The sequence below is a fragment of the uncultured Shewanella sp. genome (genome assembly GCF_947497935.1).
Classification (GTDB): domain Bacteria; phylum Pseudomonadota; class Gammaproteobacteria; order Enterobacterales; family Shewanellaceae; genus Shewanella.
Window position 1 is genome coordinate 37,765 of the sequence record NZ_CANMIO010000008.1, and the last position, 22,648, is coordinate 60,412.

Here is a 22,648-nt window from a genome sequence, read left to right on the forward strand (position 1 = left end):
TTTGCTGGACTTAACTTACCCAAAATTGCGATTAAGCAATGCCCATCATCATCTTTCTGACTTTGACTATCTGGCTAAACTCGCTCATCTCTTTAGAAGAAAGTTTACTCGCCATTGGGATTTTGGCTTTCATTGAGTCCACTGGGCGGCCATTAATATGGAATTCGTAATGCAGGTGCGGGCCTGTAACACGCCCCGTATTACCCGATAGCGCAATCACTTGGCCACGAGACACTCGCTGGCCTTTATGCACTAACGCTTTTGATAGGTGCAAATAACGAGTGCGGTACTTGTTACCGTGATCGATGACGATGTACTTACCTGCAAAACGGTGATCGGTAACCAAAGACACGATACCGTCTCCTGGTGCGACGATTTTAGTGCCTATTGGTAAGGCAAAATCAGTACCGTTGTGAGGAGAGTTTCTGCCCGTAACAGGGTGATGACGATTAGGGTTGAATCGAGAACTAATACGGTAATTCTTGGATAGCGGAATGCGCTGAAACGCCCTAGCTAAACTCAGCCCTTTCTCATCATAGAAGTTACCATCGCTATGTTGATAAGCATTTATGCTACTCGCGCCCCTATCGATAGTGACCCCAAGCACATGACTGTTACCTGTGGCTTCCCCGTCGATAAACTGATCGTTGATCAATACCGAGAACTTGTCACCGGCGCGAAGATCGCGAGCAAAATTAAGTTTCTCTTTTAATAATGACTCTACCCGCTGGATCTCGCCCGCATTGAGGCCCATTTTCTTTGCCGAAACATAGAAAGAGCCATGAATTTGGCCTGAGATTGCGCGATCTCGCCAAATACCGTCGATATTAATTTCATCAACGTTAAATGAACCATCATCGAAGCGCGTAAAAATAACCTGTCTTGCGGCGTTAAAGTAGAGGGTTAACTTTTGCAGTTCACCTGCATCATTAAGCCAAAACTGGATTTTATTGCCAGGCCTCAGAGTATCTAATGCTAATACATTTAAGTCAGCTTCGAGTACGCGGTACATGGTCTGCTGATCGACGCCGCCTTGCTCGAATAAGCCACTCAAGGTATCGCCTTTGACGATCTGTTTTTGAAATGCGGGTTTTGGCTCTAACAATTCTGTACTGGGAATCGACACGTTTTGAGCAAGAATTGAATCGATATCAAGCTGAACCGAGATCCGCTGTGGTAATAGCTCATGTCGGCTTGGCATCAATACAGCCGCGCCAATGATCAATACTGAACCTAAAAGGACTTTGCGATGAAAAGAAGATAGCCCCGCTAAGCGCTTTTTAGACACATTTGAAAAAGAAAATTTACTTGCGTGCAACCTATGCCTCGACTTTCATTATTATGATTATCTATTTGACGATAAAACCCCTTTAAAATGAGGTTTGATGCCAAGTTATATCAAAAATAATTCAATTTACAAACCGATCTGCTGCACAAATTCCCAAGCAAACCTAGATAACTTGTAAAATAAAAAAATTATCCCATTGTATTTGTTCGATAAGCAAACAGACACAATGGGATTAATTCATTTTAGAGCAAAATTTAATTAAGGCAGTACTATGCTGACTTCACTACCGACTGCGGTCTTATTGATATCGATACGAGTGCCTATCTGCTCCTTCATCTCGGAAACATGGGAGATCACTCCGATCATACGACCGGAGGATTGCAGATCCATCAAGGTTCTTACCGCTAAATCCAGTGAGTCTTGATCTAGGCTACCAAAGCCCTCATCGATAAACAGGGTGTCGAGCTTTATGCCACCAGCATAGGCCTGCACCACATCGGATAGACCTAACGCCATCGATAAGGCCGCCATAAAGCTCTCTCCTCCACTGAGCGTTGCAACAGGACGCACCTTAGAGGTATAAGCATCTTCGACTTCGAGTTCAAGCCCCGATGCCTTATTGCCCTTAGCGCGTTCCTCTTTACGTAGCAAACGATAGCGGCCCTTACTCATTAGCTGCAGACGATGACTCGCCTCAAGCAGCACGTCATCAAGCAACACGCTAAGCACAAAGCGCTGTAAGCTGATTTTATTACCGGTTTGACCATTAGCGACTTCTGACAAGGTACCAATTACAGCGTACTCATCTTCAAGCTGCTTAGCTTTGGCATCGGCCTCTTTTAGCTGCTTTTGGGTTTGTGTCAGCTGAGTCACTCGGCTCTGCAGAGTTTGCCAGCTATTTTCTGCTGCTTGTTGCTCAACTTGAATACTCGCCAAATGCGCTTCGAGTTCAGTAAGCTGTGGCTTTACCTGCTCAGATAGCTTTTCATTTAACTGAGTTAATGTCGTCTGGTTAGCGATACACTCCTGCTGATAGCGGCTTATCTCATCGGCTATGGCTTTAAGTGCTTCAGGTGACATTAAGGCTTGAGTTAATGCCTGTTTGTCGCTAAAACCTGAGCTTGATAGTTGCTCGGCTAGCTCACAAATCGACTTTTCACTCTGCAGCTTGGCCTGTGTCAAGCTAGACAGAGCGCTCGCTAACGCGGCGGTTTGTGAGGCATCTTGCGCCAGTGCTTGGGTATGAGATTCACGTATGCTGTTTATGCCTTGCAGCAACACAGCGACATGTGCCGTAGCTTGCTCAATTGCCTCATTGAGCACACTCAAGCTGAGATATTGCTCAGGGATAGCATGGGATGCTTGCTCCAATTGCCCTTGAAGACTCGAAGCCTTACTTTGTAGTTCTACAAAAGCTTCTCGTTCGGCATCTAGATTTGTTTGCAGCTGATTTTCTTTAGTTTGCCAAGCTTGTATTTGGCTTCTAAGTTGAGCTAATTGCTGAGCTGCACTATTGGCTTGGTTAAGCTGCTGTTGTAGCTGCTGTTGTTGTAACTGTAGGTTCTCAATAGATTGAGCACTGCTGTCACCAATGCGCTGTAGCAGCTCATCGACGCGCTTTAATTGCTCTTGATGCTTAGTCTTTAATCCTGAATATTCTGATTTCGCTTGGTTAAGCGTTTCATTTGCCGACTCTTCATTGCGTTGAGCTTGTTGTAGCTCCTCTTCCGTTGGCAGTTGCTCTGCACTTTGAGCTGGATTTGGATGCTCACCGCTGCCACATACCGGACATGGCTGCCCAGGATTAAGCTGTAAAGCTAAATTCACGGCCTGGCCGTGATGCCAAATGAGCTGGAGTTGTTTGTGGTTAGTTTGCGCCTCAATAAAACGAGCGCGCAGTTGCTGTCCTTTTTCCATTACTCGTAATAACGCTTGCTCGGTTTGACTGGCATCAACACTTGCCTGTTGCCACAGCTGATATCGCTCTATCAAGTCATTTTGGGCAGTGACAGCTTGCTGGGCATTGATTTGCTCACCGGCAAGCTTTTCTAACTGAGGAATACGCTGCTCTGCTGTAAGCTTTTCTGCCAATATTGCCTCTAAGGCCTGCTTCTCGTTAATCCCCTTGTTTTTGGCTTGGTCGCGTTCATTCGTTGCCTGAGTTAATGCTTTTTGTAGCCCCTCTAATCCTTGCAGCTGAGGCACTAATTGAGTGAGATTTTGCTCTGCATGTTGAGCTTTTTGGAGCTGAGCGTCTTGCTCTGGCAAGGTGTCAAATTGGGTCTGACTGCTAGCCAATGCCTGCTCACTGCCCTGCTTTGCTGCTTGCACCAGAGCAAAATGAGTTTGCGCTTGAGCGACCTCGGCATCACGGGCAAGCGATACATCTAATACTGGTTTTAATTGCAGCGCCTTTTGGCCGCTTTCAAGCCTTGCTTGCTGCTGGGTGATGGCTTTCTTTTTATCATCAAGTAATACAGAGGTTTGCTTAAGCTTATCTAACACCTCAAAGTCACTGGTTAATGACTTAGCCGACTCAAACTGCTTATTGGCTTCAATCAGCGCCTGCTGACTTTGCAACTTTAATGCTTGTGCGCTGCTCAGCTGCGGCTCAAGCTCAGTAATCTCTTGAGTAAGCTCATCATCTGATTCAAGACTAATATTGGCTAACATGCCATCACGTTTGTTACGGTGATCGCGCACTTCAGCCTTAATCGCCGCAGCTTGAAACTTTAATTTATCTTCAATTTTTCGGTAAATTTGCGTCTGAAAAAGCTGACTAAAAATCTTCTCTCTGTCTTTAGAGTCAGCCATCAAGAGTTCGCGGAATTTGCCCTGAGGCAGTACCATCACCTGACGAAACTGATCCGCATCTAGGCCCGTTAAGCTCTCTATTTCAGCAGTGGCCTCAGAGACCTTACTCGCCACCAGCAGATGTTCGCTGCCATCGCTATCGATACGATAAAGCTGCGCTTCTGGCTTTTGCACCGTATAACCATCGCCACTTTTCTTAGCTCGCTGCTGCTCAGGCACTCGGCGAATACGGTATTGCTTATCGCCTAAGGCAAAACTAAAGGTGACTTCGGTCAAAAGACTATCTGGGGCTAAGTCGCAGCGCATCTGGCTGCCTTCACGCTCGTCCCCCGTGGTCTTGCCATACAGGGCAAAACAGATGGCGTCTAACAGCGTAGTCTTACCCGCACCAGTTGGGCCGTTGATCAAAAATAGAGGATTAGAGCCTAATGCCGAAAAGTCGGTCATTTGAGTCGAGGCAAATGGGCCGAACGCAGCCATTTCTAGAATAAGCGGTCTCATGATGTGCGCTCCACCTTATGTAACTCATCGATTGCGGTGATCATGGCTTGTTGTTGCGCCTCTGTCATTGGCTCGCCGGATACCTGGGCAAAGAAGTCGGTAAACATATCTAACTCGCCCTTCTTGATATGCTCTCGGCTTAGCTCTACCTTACTGTTGTCACTCATCAAGCCTGTACGCTCTAAATGGAGCACATTCGGGTACACACTTCTTAGCTTACCCATGGCGTCTAAGATGGCAGTTTTATCACTGAGCTTCACCATCAAGTAATCTTCACGATTTACATCGGTTTTGCCTTGCTCTAATAAATCATGCAACAAGCCTTCGATAATACGCACATCTCGCATGGCAGTTAGCGGCAATAACTCAAAGCTTGCTTTGCCATCACTGTCTAATTCAACCAAGGTGACGGACTTGTTTTGATGCTGTTCACTGAAGGAATACTTAAGCATTGAGCCCGAATATCTCACATGCTCAGCGCCTTTATATTGCGGTCCGTGTAGGTGCCCTAACGCCGTATAGCTAAAAGGAGTGAACAATTTAGGCGAGATCTTATCGGCGCCGCCAATACTTAACGGGCGCTCAGACTCAGACTCACTGCCACCATCGAGAAAACAGTGGCTGACAACAACTTTTGGCAAGCCTTGGCTGTCGTGCGCATGAACCTGTTCAAGCAGTTTCACCATCGCCTCTTCATGAGTGCTTACCTCACAATCAAACACCTGACGCACAGTAGCCGGATCGGCATACGGCAGACCATAAAATATGGCACTGCCTTGCTTACCTTTAAGCTCGATAGCTCTCACTTCTTGCGTTAACGGTCCTATGATATGCAGGCCACTGTCATTCATCTGTCTAGAGGCAAAACCTAAACGCTCATGACCGTCATGGTTTCCTGCAATCATGATCAGCGGGATCTTCAGCTCATTCACCAAACGGTTAACCACATCATCTAATAAGGCGACCGCATTCGCTGGCGGAACCGATCTGTCATAGATATCGCCAGCGACGACCACCGCATCAACGCTATGCTTAGTCGCGAGTTCGATTATTTGATTTAAAACGAAGCACTGATCATCGAGCAGGCTCTGGTTATGAAGCTGTCTGCCGATATGCCAGTCAGAGGTATGGATAAATTTCATGCATTCTCGTTTAAAAATGAAGGAGATGTGGAAGTGTCGCCGCTTAGGCTTTCCATTTTAATGAATAGTAAGAAAACTCAGCCCATTTCACAATAGCCCTTAATTGCACAGCTATATGAACTCAAGATTAGCCCAGCTTCAATAAACAAACTGGCAATCTTGTTTTGGCAAAAAATAGAATAATCGAACAAATAATTTACGATTTCCGCAGTAAAACATGATGAATGCCAAATTAGTCACTAAAAGTTAAAAAAATAAGTGCGTTTTATTCTGAGTATTGTTACTACAGGCATACTTAAGTCATTGTGGTACTAGATAGCATGCAGTTTTCAAAGTTTGGTGAAAAATTTAATCGTTACTCCGGCATTACTCAGTTAATGGATGATCTTAATGAGGGCTTAAGTACACCAGGAGCGATTATGCTCGGTGGTGGCAACCCCGCTTCGATCCCGGCCATGCAAGATTACTTTCATCAAGCGACAGCCGATATGCTGGCTAATGGCGAGTTAGTTGCGGCGCTAGGAAACTATGACGGCCCTCAAGGAAAAGATGCTTTCTTAAGCGCTTTATCAACTTTGCTACGTGAAACTTATGGCTGGGAGATCAGCGAGAAAAACATTAGCCTAAGCAATGGCAGCCAGAGTGCTTTCTTCAACTTGTTCAATATACTCGCGGGTGAACAAGTCGATGGCAGCAAAAAGAAGATCTTACTTCCCCTTGCTCCTGAATACATTGGCTATAACGATGCTGGCCTGGATGATAACCTTTTTGTCTCTTATCGTCCCGATATTGAGATGCTAGATAATCGTATGTTTAAGTACCATGTGGATTTTGAGCAATTGGACATCGATGATTCGATTGCCGCGATATGTGTATCTCGCCCAACAAACCCAACTGGCAACGTGCTCTCCGATGCAGAGGTGTGCAAACTCGATGAGTTAGCACGGGCAAAGGGTGTCCCTCTAATCATAGATAACGCCTACGGCACACCATTTCCAAATATCATTTTTGAACAAGTGACGCCATTTTGGAACAACAACACCATATTGTGCATGAGCCTTTCTAAACTTGGCCTACCAGGTGTGCGCTGCGGCATAGTGATCGCCAGCGAAGAGATTACGGCAGCACTGTCGAACCTCAACGCTATCATCAGCCTAGCGCCAGGCGGATTCGGCCCTGCCATCGCCAAGCATATGATTGATTCGGGTGACTTGCTGAATTTAAGCGAAAACGTTATCAAGCCTTTCTATCAGCAAAAATCTGAGTTTGCGGTGTCGTTACTGCAGCAATCGATTAGCGATAGCCGGTTTAGGATCCACAAACCCGAAGGCGCGATGTTCCTCTGGCTTTGGTTCGATAAATTACCTATCACCACCATGGAGCTTTATAACAGACTGAAAGCCCGTGGCGTGTTGATTGTACCAGGCGAGTATTTCTTCTTTGGATTAGAGGAAGATTGGAATCATGCGCATCAGTGTCTGCGAATGAATTACGTTCAGGATGAAGCCAAAATGCGCGCAGGTATCGCGATTATCAGCGAAGAAGTCGCTAAGGCCTATTCAGAGCTTTAAAACGATTAGAGTCACTTTTGTAACCTGCCTCAAACCTTAAGTATCGATAAGCTATTGCTCGAATTTCTACTCAGAACGAGTCCAGAGCAATAGCTTATCCCACTAAAAAACAACACTCACGAAAACACAACTTATCTCATTTAATTAGTGACTTAACTCAATTAAAATTATGATTTTTACTTTTTTATTGAGATAATAGACGGTCTATTTCATATAGATTTCAGTGAAATTCTTAACTCTTTAACTTTCCTGTCGCCTTTATCTTTAATCAATGACTCTATTCTTTAACGCTAAAAACCTACTGTTAACGCTCACGCAAATCGTAAACCATCTTCTCTAAAATCTAATTAAGGATAGATTTTAGAGAAAGCAACTTTGCTTTTTGTCATGAGATCATAAAATGAAAAAACTAATACTTGCTATAGTCATAAGCAATATATTGACAGCTTGTAGCGATTACACCCAAGCACCGTCGATACCTGTGGAACCTAGCATACCGCCAACAGACCTTATCCCTGCAAAGCAAACATATCAGGGCAGTTTATTGCTAAGTGGCAAAAAGTTATCAGGCCAAATTACATGTAACGGTCAAGAGTTAGCCAACACGGGAATTTTTACCTTTAAAGATGGTGAAAACATTAGTTGTTTCTATGGTTCATTAGAACTACTAAACAAAGACATTCCACTACCAGATGGTTGGGCACGCGATACCCATAACGCCATGGCCTTAGACATGATAAATGACTGGTCACATGCGATTAGCGTTGAAGATGGCGCAAAAGTCATGGCAAAGGTCAGCACTTGTCCAGCGCTTATCAATGAAATCTGTTTAGATGAAATAGACAGTTTTGATGTATCGCCCTTATTTTCAAATGCTAACCCAGCTGACATCGGTGCTTTTTTGAATCCGTCAGCGGAAGAAGAAACTGACGAAATTGATAAAGCCCCGAGTTCTCATGTCGATAGCTCATTAATACCTGAAGTCTCTGAAGGAGCTAAGCCTGATCTCAACGCAGACTTTGTCTCTGCTGCTGCCGAAGATGCATACACTTACAAACCTAGTGAAGAGTCGCGATTACTAACCGAAAGTGTATTAATTGATATTAACGGCACCCCTATTGCTGGTATCAACTATTACACCAAGTCTTCACGAGGCATAACCGATGCAACGGGCTTAATCTCCTACATTTGGGGCGAAACCATCACACTTGGCTTAGATACCTTTACCTTCGGCTCGATTAAAGGCAACCAAATTGAATATAGGTTATCTGATGTATCCGATAACGAAATCGTCAAACAAAATATTGATGCGCTAACTGCGCGTTATGCTTCTACTTCAGCTGATACGGTTACCTTCAGTGAACAGGTGCATCAAGTATTTGCTCAGTACCCTAACGTAATCAACGAAATCATCAATATCAACCTACCAAACGGTGCTGAAATTGAAGATAGCGGCTACCGTGTGCCTAACGAATTTAATGCACAGTTTTCTACTGGATTAGCCCAAATCATTGATGCTGAGCTAAATCAGGCGCGAGTACAAAACCATCAGACAGTGCCGCTTTTACGCAGCAGTCAGTATGTGACTAATACATTAAATCAGCTATATACAGATGTGGACCAATTCCATATTTTCCATGATAACGCCGCTTTTTATGGCGAAGTTGGCTTCGCGCGTTTTATGCGTTCAATCAACACATCAAACACGGCCTTCCCAGTATTGATGCCCCGCAATGATGTTAACTATTGGCTACCATTTGGCTCTGAGCAAGCTTATCGACGTGATGACGGTTTCCCTTATGTAACTGACGCTAAAACTATTGATGCCGATTCAGATGTCACTCTTAAACGCCCTGAGCGAGTGGGCACTGACACTGCGACTTATAACTTACCCGTGATTACAGCGGGCGAGATTGGTAAAGGCCGCGTGGTATTTATGGGTAACAGCATGTACCCCAACATCTTAAGTACGCCAACAAGCTATTGGGCCGGTGGTGAAGACGCAGGTCAAGACAATGGCAGTATGCCACGCTTCTTTATGAACATGTTTACCTGGTTTGCGCCTGAATATGCTAATGGCCAAAAAGCCATTAATGTCGGTTCCAATATCGGCAAAGTTTGGCAGTCTAACGTCAACTCCAATAAGCAGTATGACTTCTATATCGACAGTTCATATAAAGCCAACCTCGAGATGCTTGCGTCCGGTAGTTATGACAACCTAGATCCGCAGACAACCCCCATCTTGCTGTTACAAGCTTACGAAACCAGTCTGTTTGGTGATGGCATGAGCGTAAAAGTGCTTGCCGATATTGGTAAGCCATTACTTTCAGAGAAAGATATCACCGCCTTGATTAAGTATATCAACGCTGGCGGTAATGTTTTATTCATGGATGCTATCGAGCAGTTAAACCCCGAACCCATCGCGCGTTTAGCCGATACTGCAGGTATTTCATTAGGCGGCGCCAATCTTGCCCGCACCCGTCAAGCATACTGTGGTGAAAGCTATTATTGCCAAGAGCCTTACCCTAATGCGCGTGCCAGCTTTACCGACACACTTGTGACTTATGAAAAGTTCGATGATATGTCCAAGTTTGTGGTTAACCAAGATGGTACAGTGACTTTCCCATCACCTATCGACAAACCAGAGTTTGGTGTTGCCCAGTTTAAAACCACTGCTGAAGATGGTAGCGAGCAAGACAATTTTGCGTTTTACAGCGTTAAAACAGACGCTGAGCACCTTGAAGCTGTCGCTAAAATCAAAGCCGCTTTCCCAAAAGTTAAAGAGTGTACTGACGCAAACTATGACTACGAGATTGGCTGTATTGAAACGCGCCAAGGCCATGGCTTTGCAACGGGACACAGATACTATCGCCCACGCTTTACCCGCTATGAGATGAGCCCTGAAGTGGTTGATACTATGGTCAAAGCCGCCAACCTTGGTGCTAACGTTGAAAAGCTGTATCAGCATGAGATTTACTACCGTAGTAAAGGCGCTGAGGGCAACCGCTTATCGCTCAATGAGCTAAACCAAACCTACGATAACTTATCTATCTGGCTGTGGAATGATGAGCAATATAGCTATAACGCTAACGTACAAGATGAGCTGGGCTTTAAAAAAGCCACTGAGTTCTTAAACTGCTATACCTCTGATTTGCACCAACCCGATAATGCTTGTCACCCTGAGACCCGAGCCAAACTGCACAGCTACAAGATGCTGACAGAAAATGAAGAGTTGAACCCAAGCTACCCGTTAAACTATCAAGAAAAGCCGCTAACCCGCATTATGCTTGGCCGCTCTTACTGGGATAACGACATCAGTGTCGACACAAGTATTTACCCTGGTAATACCGCGGTCACTGGCACAAATGCCAGCGTGCAAGTTGAAACATTCAACAATGCTGTAGTCGGTACGGCAAACAACATGCAGTCAACGGGATTATGGGCAGTAAAGCGCAGCACAGTGACAGTGACTGGTAATCATGATGCCACTATTACCATTGCACTGGTTGATGATGTGACAGGTAAACACCAACATGAATTGGCGTTAAAGCGTCCTTCTCGTGTACAAAAGTCTTGGACCCACAAAGCGGGATCGTCTACTGACATTATCGCACCATATGGCGGCCTAATTTATATCAAGCCGACGAGTACTGCTGAACTCAATACGGTTGAATTTAGCTTTACAGGCGTGTTGGAAGCATCACTTTGGAGAAACGGCAAATGGCTAAACCCGGTTAACCTCGATGTGCCATTAGCCGAAATAAATACAGGTCATTTTGTTTATACAACCCCGGTCAATAATGTTGCTAATACTGATATCCAGCAGTTTGCCGATGGCATGAATGACTTTGCTGAAAAAGCCAGTGATTTCCACGCAAGAGATAATAGCGAAGACAATATGCGCTTTACGGGCAAGTTGTTGCCAGAGCATAGCCATCGCTTTGTTAACGACGTACAAATTTCAATTGGCGCCGCTCACTCTGGTTATCCAGTAATGAGCACAACCTATAACCGTGACGCCAATACCATCCCGACAATTCCTGATAATGATTGGTTATTATGGCATGAAGTCGGTCATAACCTTGCAGCTGCCCCCTTTAACGTAAAAGGGGCTACCGAAGTCGCAAATAACCTGTTAGCACTTTATATGCAGGAACAGCGCGACAACGGCAAAGGTAAAATGGAACGTATCAAAACTGATATTCAAAAGGCACCTATGATGATCAGTCGTGATGAGGGCCATGTTTGGAGTCATGGTGACGCAGGCTCACGCTTGGTTATGTTCGCTCAACTGAAAGTTTGGGCAGAAGATCACTTCAAAATTGCTGACCACTTTAAAGGCGAAACTATCCCCTCTTACTATGGTGCAGATGAAGGTTGGAACATGTTTAAACTGATGCATCATCAAGCACGAAATAACCAGAATCCATCTTGTTCAGCTCAAAATATTAACGGGCTTAGCGAGGGCGATCTGCTTATGGCCTGTGCTTCAGCTGTTGCAAAATATGACCTAACTAGTTTCTTTGAAGCATGGAATCCAAGTGAAGTATCAGTAGTCACTGCTGATGGCAGCCGTGACTATCAAGGCGGGATCACAGCTAATGGTACTGGCTATGTGAAGTCTTTAGATCTTCCAGTACCTGAGAATAAACCTGAAAGTATCGATTACATTAATTAAGCTATGAACTATTAATGTTCGATAATTGAAGCTATAGGCTTAACAATAATAGCCGCTTGAATTTGCCATAGAAACTAAAAAGCCCCTGCACATATGTGAAGGGGCTTTTTGTTTTAAGGGGGTTAACTATTAACGCTAACAAAGAGGCCGATTACCGCTATTAAATCTCTTGGTTAGCGCTCCTTTGGCAGCGCACCTATGAATTGTAGAATGTCTCGAACGATTGCCTCACGTTTATAGAGATCTTGCATACGATTCGGTGTGTCCATATTGAGGGCAAAAAGTACTGGCCCTGTCGGCCATTCAACCCAGCCGACCCACCAGCCGTACTGGCCTTGCCAGCCTGTTTTAGCCCTTAACACCCAGTCTCTGCCCGCTTCGACAATCATAATATCTTTAATTAAGCGTTGATCCGCCAAATCAAAAGGTAACTGGTTAAGATATAAATTTTGTAAGAATTTAACTTGCTCAACGGCTGAAATAGCGAGCTTACCGTCAATCCAATAACTGACACTGTCTTGGTTTTTATTGTCAAACGTGGGATCCGCATTACCGTAATCAATTAGCGATAAATAATGCTGCGCTTTTTTCTCACCCAACTTCTTGGCAAAATTATCATAGACCCACACCGCTGAGTTACGCATAGCTGAGCGTAAGTTCTGATCTTGATTATGAGGTGAGTAACTTCGCTCTATTCCGTCCCACTCAAACACTTGAAATTCGTCTTTAACTAAATTTGAGTCTAGGGCAAATAGACTATGGGGAATTTTAAATGTAGACGCGGGGGAATAGCGTTTATTTGCTCTCAGGCTATCGAGCACCATAGCTTTAGGTACTGCATCACGCTTATCAAGCACTACTATCGTCCCCTTGGCGTCATACTTATCAAAGTATATCTGCCAACCAGGCTGCTCTTCATAAGCTGCAAATGCCTTTATGGGCATAACGGCTACAGCCGAAAATAGAAGATAGAGCAATAAACAAATACTCGAATGCGTTTTTAAAATAGTCATCCTTGAAATTCTCTATTATAGCCAAGCAAACAGATCGTATTGAGCCGACAACAGCTTAACGCTCATGGCAATAGACATAACTACCACTAACGGCCTGATAATTTTAGTGCCTTTGGTTAACACTAATCTCGATCCTAACGTAGCGCCTATCGCTTGGCCTATCAACATCACCCCACCTAGCATCCAAAAGACTTTACCACCAATGGCAAAGAAAATAAGCGACGCGATATTGGTTGAAAAGTTTAATATTTTGGCATGGGCGGTTGCTTTAGCAAGCCCATAACCCGCCAATGAAACAAAGGCTAAGGCAAAGAAGCTACCAGTGCCGGGGCCAAAAAAACCATCATAAAAGCCCACGGCTAATGCTGCAGTAAAGGCAAATACACTTGGGGTGAGCACTTGCAGCTTATCGTCTTCACTGATCTTTTTGGAAAACAGAAAGTAGCCTCCTATTGCGAGCATCAAGAAGGGTAAAAAGACTTCTAAGAAAGCCGTGTCTATCATCTGAACCGCAATCGTCCCCAATGCCGCGCCTACAAAGGCACAAGCAATACTGAGCTTCATATCGCTGAGTTTCACCATGCCTTTACGCACAAAATAAAAACTCGCAAAAAAGCTACCACCGCAGGCTTGCAGCTTATTGGTTGCTAACGCCACCGTTGGCGGCAGGCCTGCCCACATTAGCGCTGGTATGGTAAGTAAACCGCCCCCACCTGCAATCGCGTCGATAAAACCTGCCAACATGGCGACAAAAAAAAGCAGAGCAATAAGCTCAAAAGTCAGATCTAGAGTCATGATTCAATAACAAATAATTTAAGTGCCGCTATTAGACGTTGTTTGCAGTTAAAACTCAAAGGAGTTATTGTTCGTCATGAGTGAGATTTTCTCACGCAAAAAGAAGGTTATGGTTAAACTAATGTACTCACACCTCCCTCCACTAAATGCCCTTAGAGCCTTCGAGGCATCGGCGAGACTGATGAGCTTTACCCTTGCAGGTAAAGAGTTATTTGTCACCCATGGCGCTATCAGTAAGCAAGTAAAGTTATTGGAAGAGTTCGTGGGGATGCCACTATTTATTAGGCAACATCGTAGCCTTAAACTCACCGATGAGGGCGAGCGTTACTTCATTAATGTACAAGTGGCACTGCAAAACATTAACAATGCGACTAGCGACTTGATCACTCAACCTCTGAGAACCCAGACTTTAGCCATCAACGTCCTGCCGAGCTTAACAATTAGCTGGCTTATACCAAGAATGGAAGAGTTCAAGTCCCGCTATCCTCATCTCTATGTCGACTTATCTATTGGCGATTTTGAAGTTGACTTTAATAGTGTCAATTACGATATCGCCATTCGAAGCAGTACATCCGTTCCTAAAGCAGCCAATGTGATGACCTTAATGGATGAAGATCTCTGTCTGGTTTGTTCACCAGAGATTGCTTGTGAGCTTAATCAGCTTGAAGACATTAACACAATGACATTATTGCAACACACCACAAGACCTGGGCTCTGGCAATTATGGGCTGAGAGTGTTGGACTTGATCTAACGACGGAGAAAAAGTTTGGTGTAGAGCATTTTTACATGCTGAGTCAGGCGGCAGTGAGTGGAATGGGCGTGGCGCTGATCCCACGCTTCTTTATTGAAGATGAACTGAAAGCAGGTAGATTAGTTATCCCGTTTGATGCAGATTTGGACGTACAGTTTACTAGCCCCTATCGCTATTACTTATTAACACCAAAATCGAGTAACCTGCCGTTAAAAGTACAATCTTTTATCGACTGGCTACTCGAACTATTTAGCCCATATCGGCAGCAATAGCGTTAGTGACGACTAACTCATTGCTTGAGACACATTAGATAACATCATTTTCAGCTAAGTCGAACATCTCTAAGTAGTTCATTCCAGAATGGACACTTAAATCAAAGTTAAGCACTTTATGGCAAACGTCATAAAGTGCTTCACCAAACCATTGTCGATCAAACGCTTCCAACGCATTGATAATCCCCGCTTGGCACAAATTCCCTTTTAAGCTCTCTGGTGCCATAGCATCAATAAAGCTGGCAACTAACCCATATAGGTCCCTTTCAGCTTCGCCTTCAACTTCCCAAAGCGTAGGATCGGCATATTGACAAGCATAGTGACTAGCAGCAATATCAAGGCCTATTCCAAAGTTGACTAAAATTGCTTTATTGGGATTACAGATAATATTTTTAGGGCAAATAGCACCATGATAAATATCCATCTGATGCATGTACTGTAAGCCTGTTAGCAGCTGAGTGAACCACATCAAAGGTTGGCCAGGTTTGATATCTTTGACTTCATCAATCGACTCTCCGTACTCCCAGGCACGGGCAATAAACAGATTGTCACTTTGAGGTAGCTGGCCAAAGGCTAATACTTTTTCAATATGGGGGTGATAAACTTTTGCAAGTGTACGATAGATACTGCTTAGCATCGGCCAGTTAGCTTCGACTTTACAGTATACTGACACACCGCATTGATATTGGCCCTGTAGGTGAGTCGCTCGCCAGAACTGGCTGGTTTCTTTAGCGGCAATAAATTGTTCAAGCTTAAAATGGTGGTCAATAATTGCGCCTGCGGTGATTTCAATCTTTTCCGGTACGGTATCACATACACCATGATCGATTAACGCTGATAAATCGCTGCGAAGAGCGTCTAAATCCGTCGTACTACCCGCAACGGCTTCTCGATACCACTGATAAATACGAGGTTGCTGAGTTTGCTCAGCAATCGCGAGGAAACCTTCCGCGTAAGCCCTGATATCTTCGCTGCTACTGACATTATCTTTAATATCGATGAACTCGACATCCCCCATATCAGACACAAAGATACAGTTGCTGGTCCAGCCTCCTACGGTAAAACCACGCCGATGAATTTGCTGTAACCCCGTCACACTTCGACGCAGCACTTCAAGTAACTGGTAAGTTGTCATCTGCTTCGAGTCGAGCACATTAAGCGGTACACCTCGGGGCATACGGATAGGCAGGACTAACTGCTCACCGTCTTGAATAAGCGGTGCACAGTAAGGTACACCACAACAGCCTGATAGAGACTGCAGACGCAAGAACTCACTTCTCAGCTGTGTCTCATGGGCCTCTGATTGGTCGCTATCGGTAAATTGAGTCGGAATAAGCACTTTCAGTAACCAAGGCGCAGTCCATTCGCCCGGGTTATATTCAGCTTGCCAAACCTCAAGCCCACTTTGAATAAACAGACATTTGAGCTTAGTGAAGTCTTGGATCTTATTATTTCGTTTCTCGACAATGGCAACTTGGCCAATGGTCTCTAGTACCAGCTCTTTTTGAGTATCGGTTACTTGATGTTTTCTAGGCGCAGTCAGTCCCCACTCAGTGGTTAACGCCTCGACTATTTGTTTTGGCGTGTAGATACTTAATGAGCCTTGCTGTTTTTCGAGTTCAATCTCCTCGCCTTTACGTCCGGTAACAAACACCATACCTTGACACCAAGGTGCATAAACCCCAACCGGAATTTTATGCTTGACGTTACCTGCCAAAACACGAGCGACATAGTTCGCCTTAGCTAGACTGTTATCAACTTCACGGCCATCGAGGGACCAAGCATGCATGCCTGCATCTAGACGACCTATATAGCCTTTCACATCGACAACATAGACCCCCCACTCGCCTATAACGAGCGCATCGACCTCCATAGCTTGCCCCGACTTTGTCGGGATTTCAACATTTGTCAGTAGGATATAATCTTCTGGTAGTTCATCAGCTAACAGGGAGAATGCCCAACGTTCAGCATCGTTAACCGGTGTACCGAAACTTATCATTCTTGCCATTCTTTTCTCCTTCAGTGGCAATTATTTCTAGATAAACTAAATAACATTCTCATCTGATGGACACAAAAAAGCCACTAATATAAGTGGCTTATTTTAAAAAAGATTTTTAGCGTTATTTAGTGCTTACAGTCGTCGCCACACTCATGTGCGTCGTCAGCGAAATCATCGTCGCCTTCTTGATGCTGCATTACACCCCAGCCATCGGTGACACCACCAAACTCCTGGGCAAACTCATGTAAACTGATCTCTTGTTCAACGATAGTGTCATATTCAGGCACCATGTTTAAACAAACGATTAATTCCCACTTACCAGACTCATCATTTAGAAGAAGTTCGATTTCGCCTTCAAGATCTGATTGACCTAGCTCTTCAAGTGCAGACTCTGCGTCGCGTTGGTCTTCGAAAACTAAGAAAAAATCGACATCAAGTGCTTTTGATAGGTCAATGCCTGCATCAGCCATTGCTTCAAGCATTTTGCCATTGTCATCATCTGGAAATTGCATGTTAATCCTCTCTAAATCACTTATTCAGCGATAATTTTAACGCTTTCGCCGTTAAAACTAACAACTTCACCCGCTATCACTTTCTTGCGCTTGCGGGTTTCAACTTCACCATTCACTGTTACTTGTCCTTCAGAAATAACGTGCTTGGCTTCGCCGCCAGCACTCATCATTCCTTGGACCTTCAATACTTTATATAACTCGATGTATTCTTCGCCTGACTTTAATGTCAGAGTTGGAGTATCTGAACTCACGGTATTTCGCCTTAAATAACTAAAACTGTCGGCATTATAGCACTCAATTGAGCTACCTATGCATGCTTTCGAGTGTCGCTAGACTCTTTCTGCTGCTAAGAGTCCATAAACGCAATCATCAAACCATTGCTCGCCAATCTTACAATTCTCTCGTAATAGGCCTTCACGCTTGAAACCACACTTTTCCAGTACTTTGGTTGAAGCAATATTTTGCTCAATGCAGTAGGCGATAAATTTATGTGGCTTATAAGATAAACAAGCCCAATCGATGATGGCTTGCAGGCTTTCACTGGCGTAACCTCGCCCATGAGCGCTTGGGTGGATCATATAGCCAACTTGCATTTGCCCCATTTCGGCATCGCTATTTTGTAAGCCGATAAAACCGAAAAAATCCTGTGTATGGGCATCCTCAATAATAGTGAGTAACCACTCGCCTTCACAAAATTGTCGATTTTCTAAAACACGCTCGAACTTTTGTCGTATCTCTGACTCTGCTTGGGGTTTACGCACAAACTCATTCAGTTTTTCATCTGAATGAGTAAATAAAAAGTTATCCCAATCACTTGGAGTAACTGTTCTTAACCTCAGCCTTTCGGTATACAGTTCGAGCATGTTTATTACCTCTTACGCTAGAAATAAAAACAGATTAGCCTCTGCTTGTTACTTCTAGAAGGTGGTAACCGAATTGCGTCTTAACTGGACCTTGAACTTCGTTCAATGGTGCACTGAAAACCACTTCATCAAACTCTTTTACCATCATGCCAGGACCAAAAGAACCAAGGTCACCACCTTGAGCCGAAGATGGGCAAGAAGAGTTTGCTTTTGCTACATCACCAAAATCAGCACCATCGATGATCTGTTGCTTAAGTTCTAGACACTGTGCTTCAGTATCTACTAGTAGGTGTCTTGCAGTTGCTTGTACCATGGTTTAACTCCATAAATTAAATGATATTGCCAATTTTAGGCAAAATAAAACCCAGCCAGTATATACCAAAATTTAAGGTACATCCCAGCTGGGTTATTACAGATTGGTTAACTTACTTTTGCGAAGCAATCCAATCGTTCACTTTTAGTTCCATCACTTCCATCGGCAGCGAACCTGAAGTAAGGATTTGGTCATGATAAGCTTTTAAGTCAAACTTATCGCCAAGCTCCTGCTCCGCCTTTGCTCGCAGTGCCAAGATCTGCAATTGGCCGACTTTATAGCTTAACGCCTGACCAGGAATTGCCATATAACGCTCAACTTCTGCAATAATGTCAGACTCAGCCATTGGCGAGTTATCTTTCATATATTGAATCGCCTGCTCACGAGTCCAGCCTTTAGCATGAAGGCCTGTATCCACGACTAAGCGCATGGCGCGTAACATTTCATCTGAAAGCTTACCAAAGTATTGATATGGGTCGTTAAAGAGTCCCATCTCAATTCCTAAGTATTCAGCGTACAGCGCCCAACCTTCTTCAAAAGCTGTATAGCCACCAAAACGCTGGAACTCAGGTACCCCGGTGAGTTCTTGCTTAATAGCAATCTGGAAATGATGCCCTGGTGCGGCTTCATGCAATGATAAGGTGGTCATGCCCCATTTAGGCTGTGCCTTGAGGTTATAGGTGTTGATATAGAACACACCAGGACGCGAGCCATCCACAGCTGGAGCGTCATAAGATGCCCCCGCTGCCGATTGCTCTCTAAAGCTTTCAACAGGCTTTACCACATAATCCGCTTTAGGCATGACGTTGAAGTACTCAGGCATCAGAAGATTGATTTGATCTTTTAGCTCCATATAACCATCTATCAAGCCTTGACGTTCAGTAAAGAAGTACTGCGGCTCAGAAGATAACGATGCAAAAAATGCGTTCAAATCACCTTCAAAACCAACTTGTACTCGCACTTTATCCATTTCAGATAAAATTCGCGCGACCTCGTCTAAACCAATCTTATGGATTTCATCTACAGGCATAGTCGTTGTCGTATGCGAGTTAGCCAAGTGCTGGTACCAAACTTTACCGTTTGGTAGTCCCCACCAACCGTCTGTCGCACGAGATGACTTAATATAAGTCTTCTGAAAGTAATCACGTAATGAAGTCAGCTCAGGTAGTAGCTGCTCACCAATTAACTTGGTGTACTCTGCTGTGATGGCCTGCTTGTCAGCATCTGAAAATGACTCTGGCATTAAGGTGATCGGGGTATAGAATAAGCTATCGTTGACGTTATCAACAAGCTGAGCACTCAGTTGAGGAATGATCCGCTCAACAAGGACACGCGGCAACACGACCTTGTTCTCGATGCCTTCGTTCATTCGGACTTGAGCGAGCTTAAGCCACTCTATAAATCCCTGTAAACGTTTTTCCCAATTGCGGTAGTCTTCTACAGTATTAAACGGCTGAGCACTTTCACCGCTGCCTAGCTGGACCATGCTGATAACAGTGCTATAAAACTGGTTCATAGGCATAAAGTGATTAGGAAATGTCTCATCAGCCAAGGCGACGTTACGATCATAATTAAACATGTCATAGCTTAGCTGTAATTCGCTTGATAGCTGAGCGCGATCGATTTTTTTTACTTCTTTTAAATATTGAGTGTTAAGTTGGTGACGCTCAGTTAGATAAGCATGGGATAAGCCATCACCAAATTGGTCGTTATAGTCATTGACACCAACAAAAGTGGCGTAGATAGGTTCAAGCTTCAGTAAATCTTTGAAGTAATTATCCACTAACAACAGGTAAGCCTGCTCAGCAGACTGCTCTTGACCAGACTGATTAGGTGCTACTTGGGTCGTTTGGTCTTTTGACTGTGTTTGCTTGGCATCATTTTCACCACATCCCGCTAACCCTAAAATTGCGCCAATAGACAACGCAAGAACCGCCTTCCTCATTTTATTATTCCTTTTCTTTATTGTTAGTCTTATATCTTTTCTATACTTAAACCAGAGACAAATACCCAAACAACTTCACGATGCAGGATTCAGCATGTCGAGAAGTGACAGAGTTCAAGGCATGAAATTGTAGGACTAGTTATTCTAATTCAATATTTCATAACACAGAAAAATGTTGCTTCTCGCCGTGCCCTACGGGAGTTCCCGTAGAATACCTGCACTGCGTTAGTGATATCGGTAAGGGAATAACCATTATCCTCAATCACGGCCTTGCCCAGCTATCCTACGGGAGCTCTGAAACGAGCACCTTGAGGTAGCTTGGGTATATAAGGAGCCTTTAATGATCTATTCATTCAGCAACTCTGGCTTTAGGGATCCTCAAACAGGCGTATATAACCAAACCTATTTTATGGAAGTCTTTAATCGTGAATGGCATCGCCATATGCGCGACCATCAGAGTCTGGCCTTATTGTATCTATGCCCACACATTCATGAAACTATTTCTCAACCACAATTGTTAGAATTATTCATGAAGCAGGTACAACAAGCCCTATTGCGATCCACTGATCTACTTGCAAGACTCGATAATCAGGCATTCGCATTGGGAATATTTGAAGTCGATGACTGTGGCGCTCATGTGGTCATAGATAGATTAGAGCAAACTATCGGTGACTTTAATCATAACCTTAAGAAGCAGCAACACAGCGAAATAGAGTATGAACTGGGGGGGTGTGTTTGTAGACCAAATAAAGATCTTTACCTAGAAACACTATTTGAGACAGTGGAACAACACACAGAGCAGATGCGTTTGCCACAAACAGTTGAACATAGATTGATCCACCTCTAAAACTTGTAGGGAGTCTACGGTGATAAAGTATCATTCACTAAATTCAAAAATAAAAAAGCCCCAATAAAGGGGCTTTTCTTTACGGCTGACTAAATTAAAGGGCAACGTTATGTACGCGAGCCTTTTCTTTAATATAACCGATATAACTCTTAGCTGAGCGCTCTGTCTTCTTATCGTTAGCAGCAAGTTTTGCATACTTATATGCACTCTTATATTGCTTAAGATTCAGATAAGCCAATGCTAGTTCAAACTGAGCTTCACCAGGGTTTTTAACACCAGCATCAAGAGACTTTTTCAGTGCTGTAATGGCAGACTTATGCTGTCCATCTAACGCTAAAATACGTCCTTGTCTAAGGTACAATTTACCACTGTTGTTTATCTCGGCAGCTTTACCATATGTCTGAGCAGCTTGTTTCATCTCCTTAGCATTTTGGTAAAAACCAGCGAGTGAAGTCAGCGTTTTCTCGTCTTCTTTGATTAAGCCCGATTTCATATGCTTAGTCATGATTTTTGCAGCGTAATACGGCGAGCCATCTGCCGCAAGAAGCTGTGACAATCGAGTAATATTCCCCGCAGTCTCTAAAAAACCATTCTTATAAGCTAAGTCGTATGTCGCAAGCGACTTACTATTATCACCGGTCAAAAGATAGAACTGAGCTAACTGAACCCAAAGACGCTTATCATCTGGAAATAATGGCACCATTATTTCCAAGACTTTTACTGAGTCTTTGTATTTCTTCTGGTTGTAGTACGCTGTCAGCTTTACCTGATATAACGTCTTATCAGGCTTTTCTGATATGGCTAGGCCCTTATCAGCTACAGCAAGTACTTTATCCCACTCTTTTTGCTCAGAATGTGCAATCGCTATACGTTTATAGACTTGTGCATCTTCTTTACAAGTAAACTCCATCCACTTGTAATACATTGGAATAGACTCTTTAAACTTCTTATCTCCAATCAGGAGATCAGCGTAGAGTCGTAGAGTTTGAGCGTGGTCAACACCGCCGAGGACATCCGCATCAACTGCAGACTTAAGGTACTTAATAGCCGTACCCATCTGCCCTTTTTCCGCATAGAAGTTACCTAACATACGGGCGATATAAGCTTTATCGAAATCGTTCTTGGCATTAGCCTCTAAGAGAATCGCAATTGCTTCATCAACATTACCTTCGGTATATGCTTCAAAAGACTTTTGCACTTTTTTAGAAGCGCTCTGACCAACGGCTTTCGATTTACGCTTTTCAATCGGGCACTTCTCTGCAGCATAGGCAGCTGGAGCTACCGCTACACTTCCACCTAAACAAAGTATTAGAGCGGCAGCAATTGTATTGATTTTAGCCATA

Annotated in this window: 16 protein-coding genes; 4 read left to right on the forward strand and 12 right to left on the reverse strand. The window is 44.0% G+C overall.

Going from position 1 to position 22,648, the window contains the following annotated elements; translation table 11 throughout:
- Window positions 1-31: 31 nt before the first annotated feature.
- From Q1A86_RS11160 to Q1A86_RS11170, 3 genes are all read right to left on the reverse strand, one after another.
- Window positions 32-1,318, reverse strand: a complete 1,287-nt coding sequence (locus Q1A86_RS11160) for a peptidoglycan DD-metalloendopeptidase family protein (protein WP_299806515.1) — start codon at window positions 1,316-1,318, stop codon at window positions 32-34.
- A gap of 228 nt (window positions 1,319-1,546) precedes the next feature.
- Window positions 1,547-4,603 carry an SMC family ATPase gene (locus Q1A86_RS11165; protein ID WP_299806517.1) on the reverse strand — a complete coding sequence of 1,019 codons (3,057 nt, stop codon included), beginning with the start codon at window positions 4,601-4,603 and terminating at the stop codon, window positions 1,547-1,549.
- Entirely contained in the window at window positions 4,600-5,745 is a 1,146-nt protein-coding gene (locus Q1A86_RS11170) for an exonuclease SbcCD subunit D (RefSeq protein ID WP_299806519.1), read from the reverse strand. Before Q1A86_RS11170 ends, Q1A86_RS11165 begins: the two co-directional genes overlap by 4 nt.
- A gap of 320 nt (window positions 5,746-6,065) precedes the next feature.
- On the opposite strand from Q1A86_RS11170, the gene Q1A86_RS11175 reads away from it, so the two are divergent.
- Both Q1A86_RS11175 and Q1A86_RS11180 read left to right on the forward strand, forming a co-directional pair.
- Entirely contained in the window at window positions 6,066-7,316 is a 1,251-nt protein-coding gene (locus tag Q1A86_RS11175; protein WP_299806521.1) for a valine--pyruvate transaminase, read from the forward strand.
- Between the two features lie 400 nt (window positions 7,317-7,716).
- A complete protein-coding gene (locus Q1A86_RS11180) occupies window positions 7,717-11,994 on the forward strand; it encodes an SslE/AcfD family lipoprotein zinc metalloprotease (RefSeq protein ID WP_299806523.1) in 4,278 nt (1,425 codons plus the stop codon).
- A 173-nt stretch (window positions 11,995-12,167) separates the two neighbouring features.
- Here Q1A86_RS11180 and blaOXA read toward each other — a convergent pair whose 3' ends face one another.
- Window positions 12,168-12,938: a class D beta-lactamase gene (gene blaOXA / locus Q1A86_RS11185; RefSeq protein ID WP_367277919.1), complete on the reverse strand. Its 771-nt coding sequence runs from the start codon at window positions 12,936-12,938 to the stop codon at window positions 12,168-12,170.
- An 84-nt stretch (window positions 12,939-13,022) separates the two neighbouring features.
- Window positions 13,023-13,802 carry a TSUP family transporter gene (locus Q1A86_RS11190; protein WP_299806525.1) on the reverse strand — a complete coding sequence of 260 codons (780 nt, stop codon included), beginning with the start codon at window positions 13,800-13,802 and terminating at the stop codon, window positions 13,023-13,025.
- A 121-nt stretch (window positions 13,803-13,923) separates the two neighbouring features.
- On the opposite strand from Q1A86_RS11190, the gene gcvA reads away from it, so the two are divergent.
- Window positions 13,924-14,826, forward strand: a complete 903-nt coding sequence (gcvA, locus tag Q1A86_RS11195) for a transcriptional regulator GcvA (protein WP_299806754.1) — start codon at window positions 13,924-13,926, stop codon at window positions 14,824-14,826.
- Window positions 14,827-14,860: 34 nt separating this feature from the next.
- Here gcvA and Q1A86_RS11200 read toward each other — a convergent pair whose 3' ends face one another.
- The 6 genes from Q1A86_RS11200 to Q1A86_RS11225 form a co-directional block, all read right to left on the reverse strand.
- Window positions 14,861-16,834, reverse strand: coding sequence for an NERD domain-containing protein kinase family protein (locus tag Q1A86_RS11200; RefSeq protein ID WP_299806527.1), 1,974 nt, complete (start codon window positions 16,832-16,834; stop codon window positions 14,861-14,863).
- 116 nt (window positions 16,835-16,950) lie between these two features.
- Window positions 16,951-17,337 (reverse strand): ribonuclease E inhibitor RraB, encoded by a 387-nt coding sequence (locus Q1A86_RS11205; protein WP_299806528.1) that lies wholly within the window; start codon window positions 17,335-17,337, stop codon window positions 16,951-16,953.
- A gap of 20 nt (window positions 17,338-17,357) precedes the next feature.
- Window positions 17,358-17,588 carry an RNA-binding S4 domain-containing protein gene (locus Q1A86_RS11210; protein ID WP_220759450.1) on the reverse strand — a complete coding sequence of 77 codons (231 nt, stop codon included), beginning with the start codon at window positions 17,586-17,588 and terminating at the stop codon, window positions 17,358-17,360.
- A gap of 78 nt (window positions 17,589-17,666) precedes the next feature.
- Window positions 17,667-18,200 (reverse strand): GNAT family N-acetyltransferase, encoded by a 534-nt coding sequence (locus tag Q1A86_RS11215; RefSeq protein WP_299806531.1) that lies wholly within the window; start codon window positions 18,198-18,200, stop codon window positions 17,667-17,669.
- A 34-nt stretch (window positions 18,201-18,234) separates the two neighbouring features.
- Window positions 18,235-18,513, reverse strand: coding sequence for a peptidylprolyl isomerase (locus Q1A86_RS11220; protein WP_299806533.1), 279 nt, complete (start codon window positions 18,511-18,513; stop codon window positions 18,235-18,237).
- 112 nt (window positions 18,514-18,625) lie between these two features.
- Window positions 18,626-20,458, reverse strand: a complete 1,833-nt coding sequence (locus Q1A86_RS11225; RefSeq protein ID WP_299806534.1) for a DUF885 family protein — start codon at window positions 20,456-20,458, stop codon at window positions 18,626-18,628.
- 340 nt (window positions 20,459-20,798) lie between these two features.
- On the opposite strand from Q1A86_RS11225, the gene Q1A86_RS11230 reads away from it, so the two are divergent.
- Window positions 20,799-21,305: a diguanylate cyclase gene (locus Q1A86_RS11230; protein ID WP_299806536.1), complete on the forward strand. Its 507-nt coding sequence runs from the start codon at window positions 20,799-20,801 to the stop codon at window positions 21,303-21,305.
- Between the two features lie 94 nt (window positions 21,306-21,399).
- On the opposite strand, the gene Q1A86_RS11235 is transcribed toward Q1A86_RS11230, so the two are convergent.
- Entirely contained in the window at window positions 21,400-22,647 is a 1,248-nt protein-coding gene (locus Q1A86_RS11235; RefSeq protein ID WP_299806538.1) for a tetratricopeptide repeat protein, read from the reverse strand.
- Window position 22,648: the final 1 nt, after the last annotated feature.

Coding starts and splice junctions, on each gene's coding strand:
- Q1A86_RS11200 (WP_299806527.1), bottom strand. CDS start 16,834: ATGGCAAGAATGATAAGTTTCGGTACACCGGTTAACGATGCTGAACGT.
- Q1A86_RS11165 (WP_299806517.1), bottom strand. CDS start 4,603: ATGAGACCGCTTATTCTAGAAATGGCTGCGTTCGGCCCATTTGCCTCG.
- Q1A86_RS11190 (WP_299806525.1), bottom strand. CDS start 13,802: ATGACTCTAGATCTGACTTTTGAGCTTATTGCTCTGCTTTTTTTTGTC.
- Q1A86_RS11205 (WP_299806528.1), bottom strand. CDS start 17,337: ATGCAATTTCCAGATGATGACAATGGCAAAATGCTTGAAGCAATGGCT.
- Q1A86_RS11170 (WP_299806519.1), bottom strand. CDS start 5,745: ATGAAATTTATCCATACCTCTGACTGGCATATCGGCAGACAGCTTCAT.
- Q1A86_RS11220 (WP_299806533.1), bottom strand. CDS start 18,513: ATGGTACAAGCAACTGCAAGACACCTACTAGTAGATACTGAAGCACAG.
- Q1A86_RS11235 (WP_299806538.1), bottom strand. CDS start 22,647: ATGGCTAAAATCAATACAATTGCTGCCGCTCTAATACTTTGTTTAGGT.
- blaOXA (WP_367277919.1), bottom strand. CDS start 12,938: ATGCCCATAAAGGCATTTGCAGCTTATGAAGAGCAGCCTGGTTGGCAG.
- Q1A86_RS11225 (WP_299806534.1), bottom strand. CDS start 20,458: ATGAGGAAGGCGGTTCTTGCGTTGTCTATTGGCGCAATTTTAGGGTTA.
- Q1A86_RS11215 (WP_299806531.1), bottom strand. CDS start 18,200: ATGCTCGAACTGTATACCGAAAGGCTGAGGTTAAGAACAGTTACTCCA.
- Q1A86_RS11175 (WP_299806521.1), top strand. CDS start 6,066: ATGCAGTTTTCAAAGTTTGGTGAAAAATTTAATCGTTACTCCGGCATT.
- Q1A86_RS11230 (WP_299806536.1), top strand. CDS start 20,799: ATGATCTATTCATTCAGCAACTCTGGCTTTAGGGATCCTCAAACAGGC.
- Q1A86_RS11180 (WP_299806523.1), top strand. CDS start 7,717: ATGAAAAAACTAATACTTGCTATAGTCATAAGCAATATATTGACAGCT.
- gcvA (WP_299806754.1), top strand. CDS start 13,924: ATGTACTCACACCTCCCTCCACTAAATGCCCTTAGAGCCTTCGAGGCA.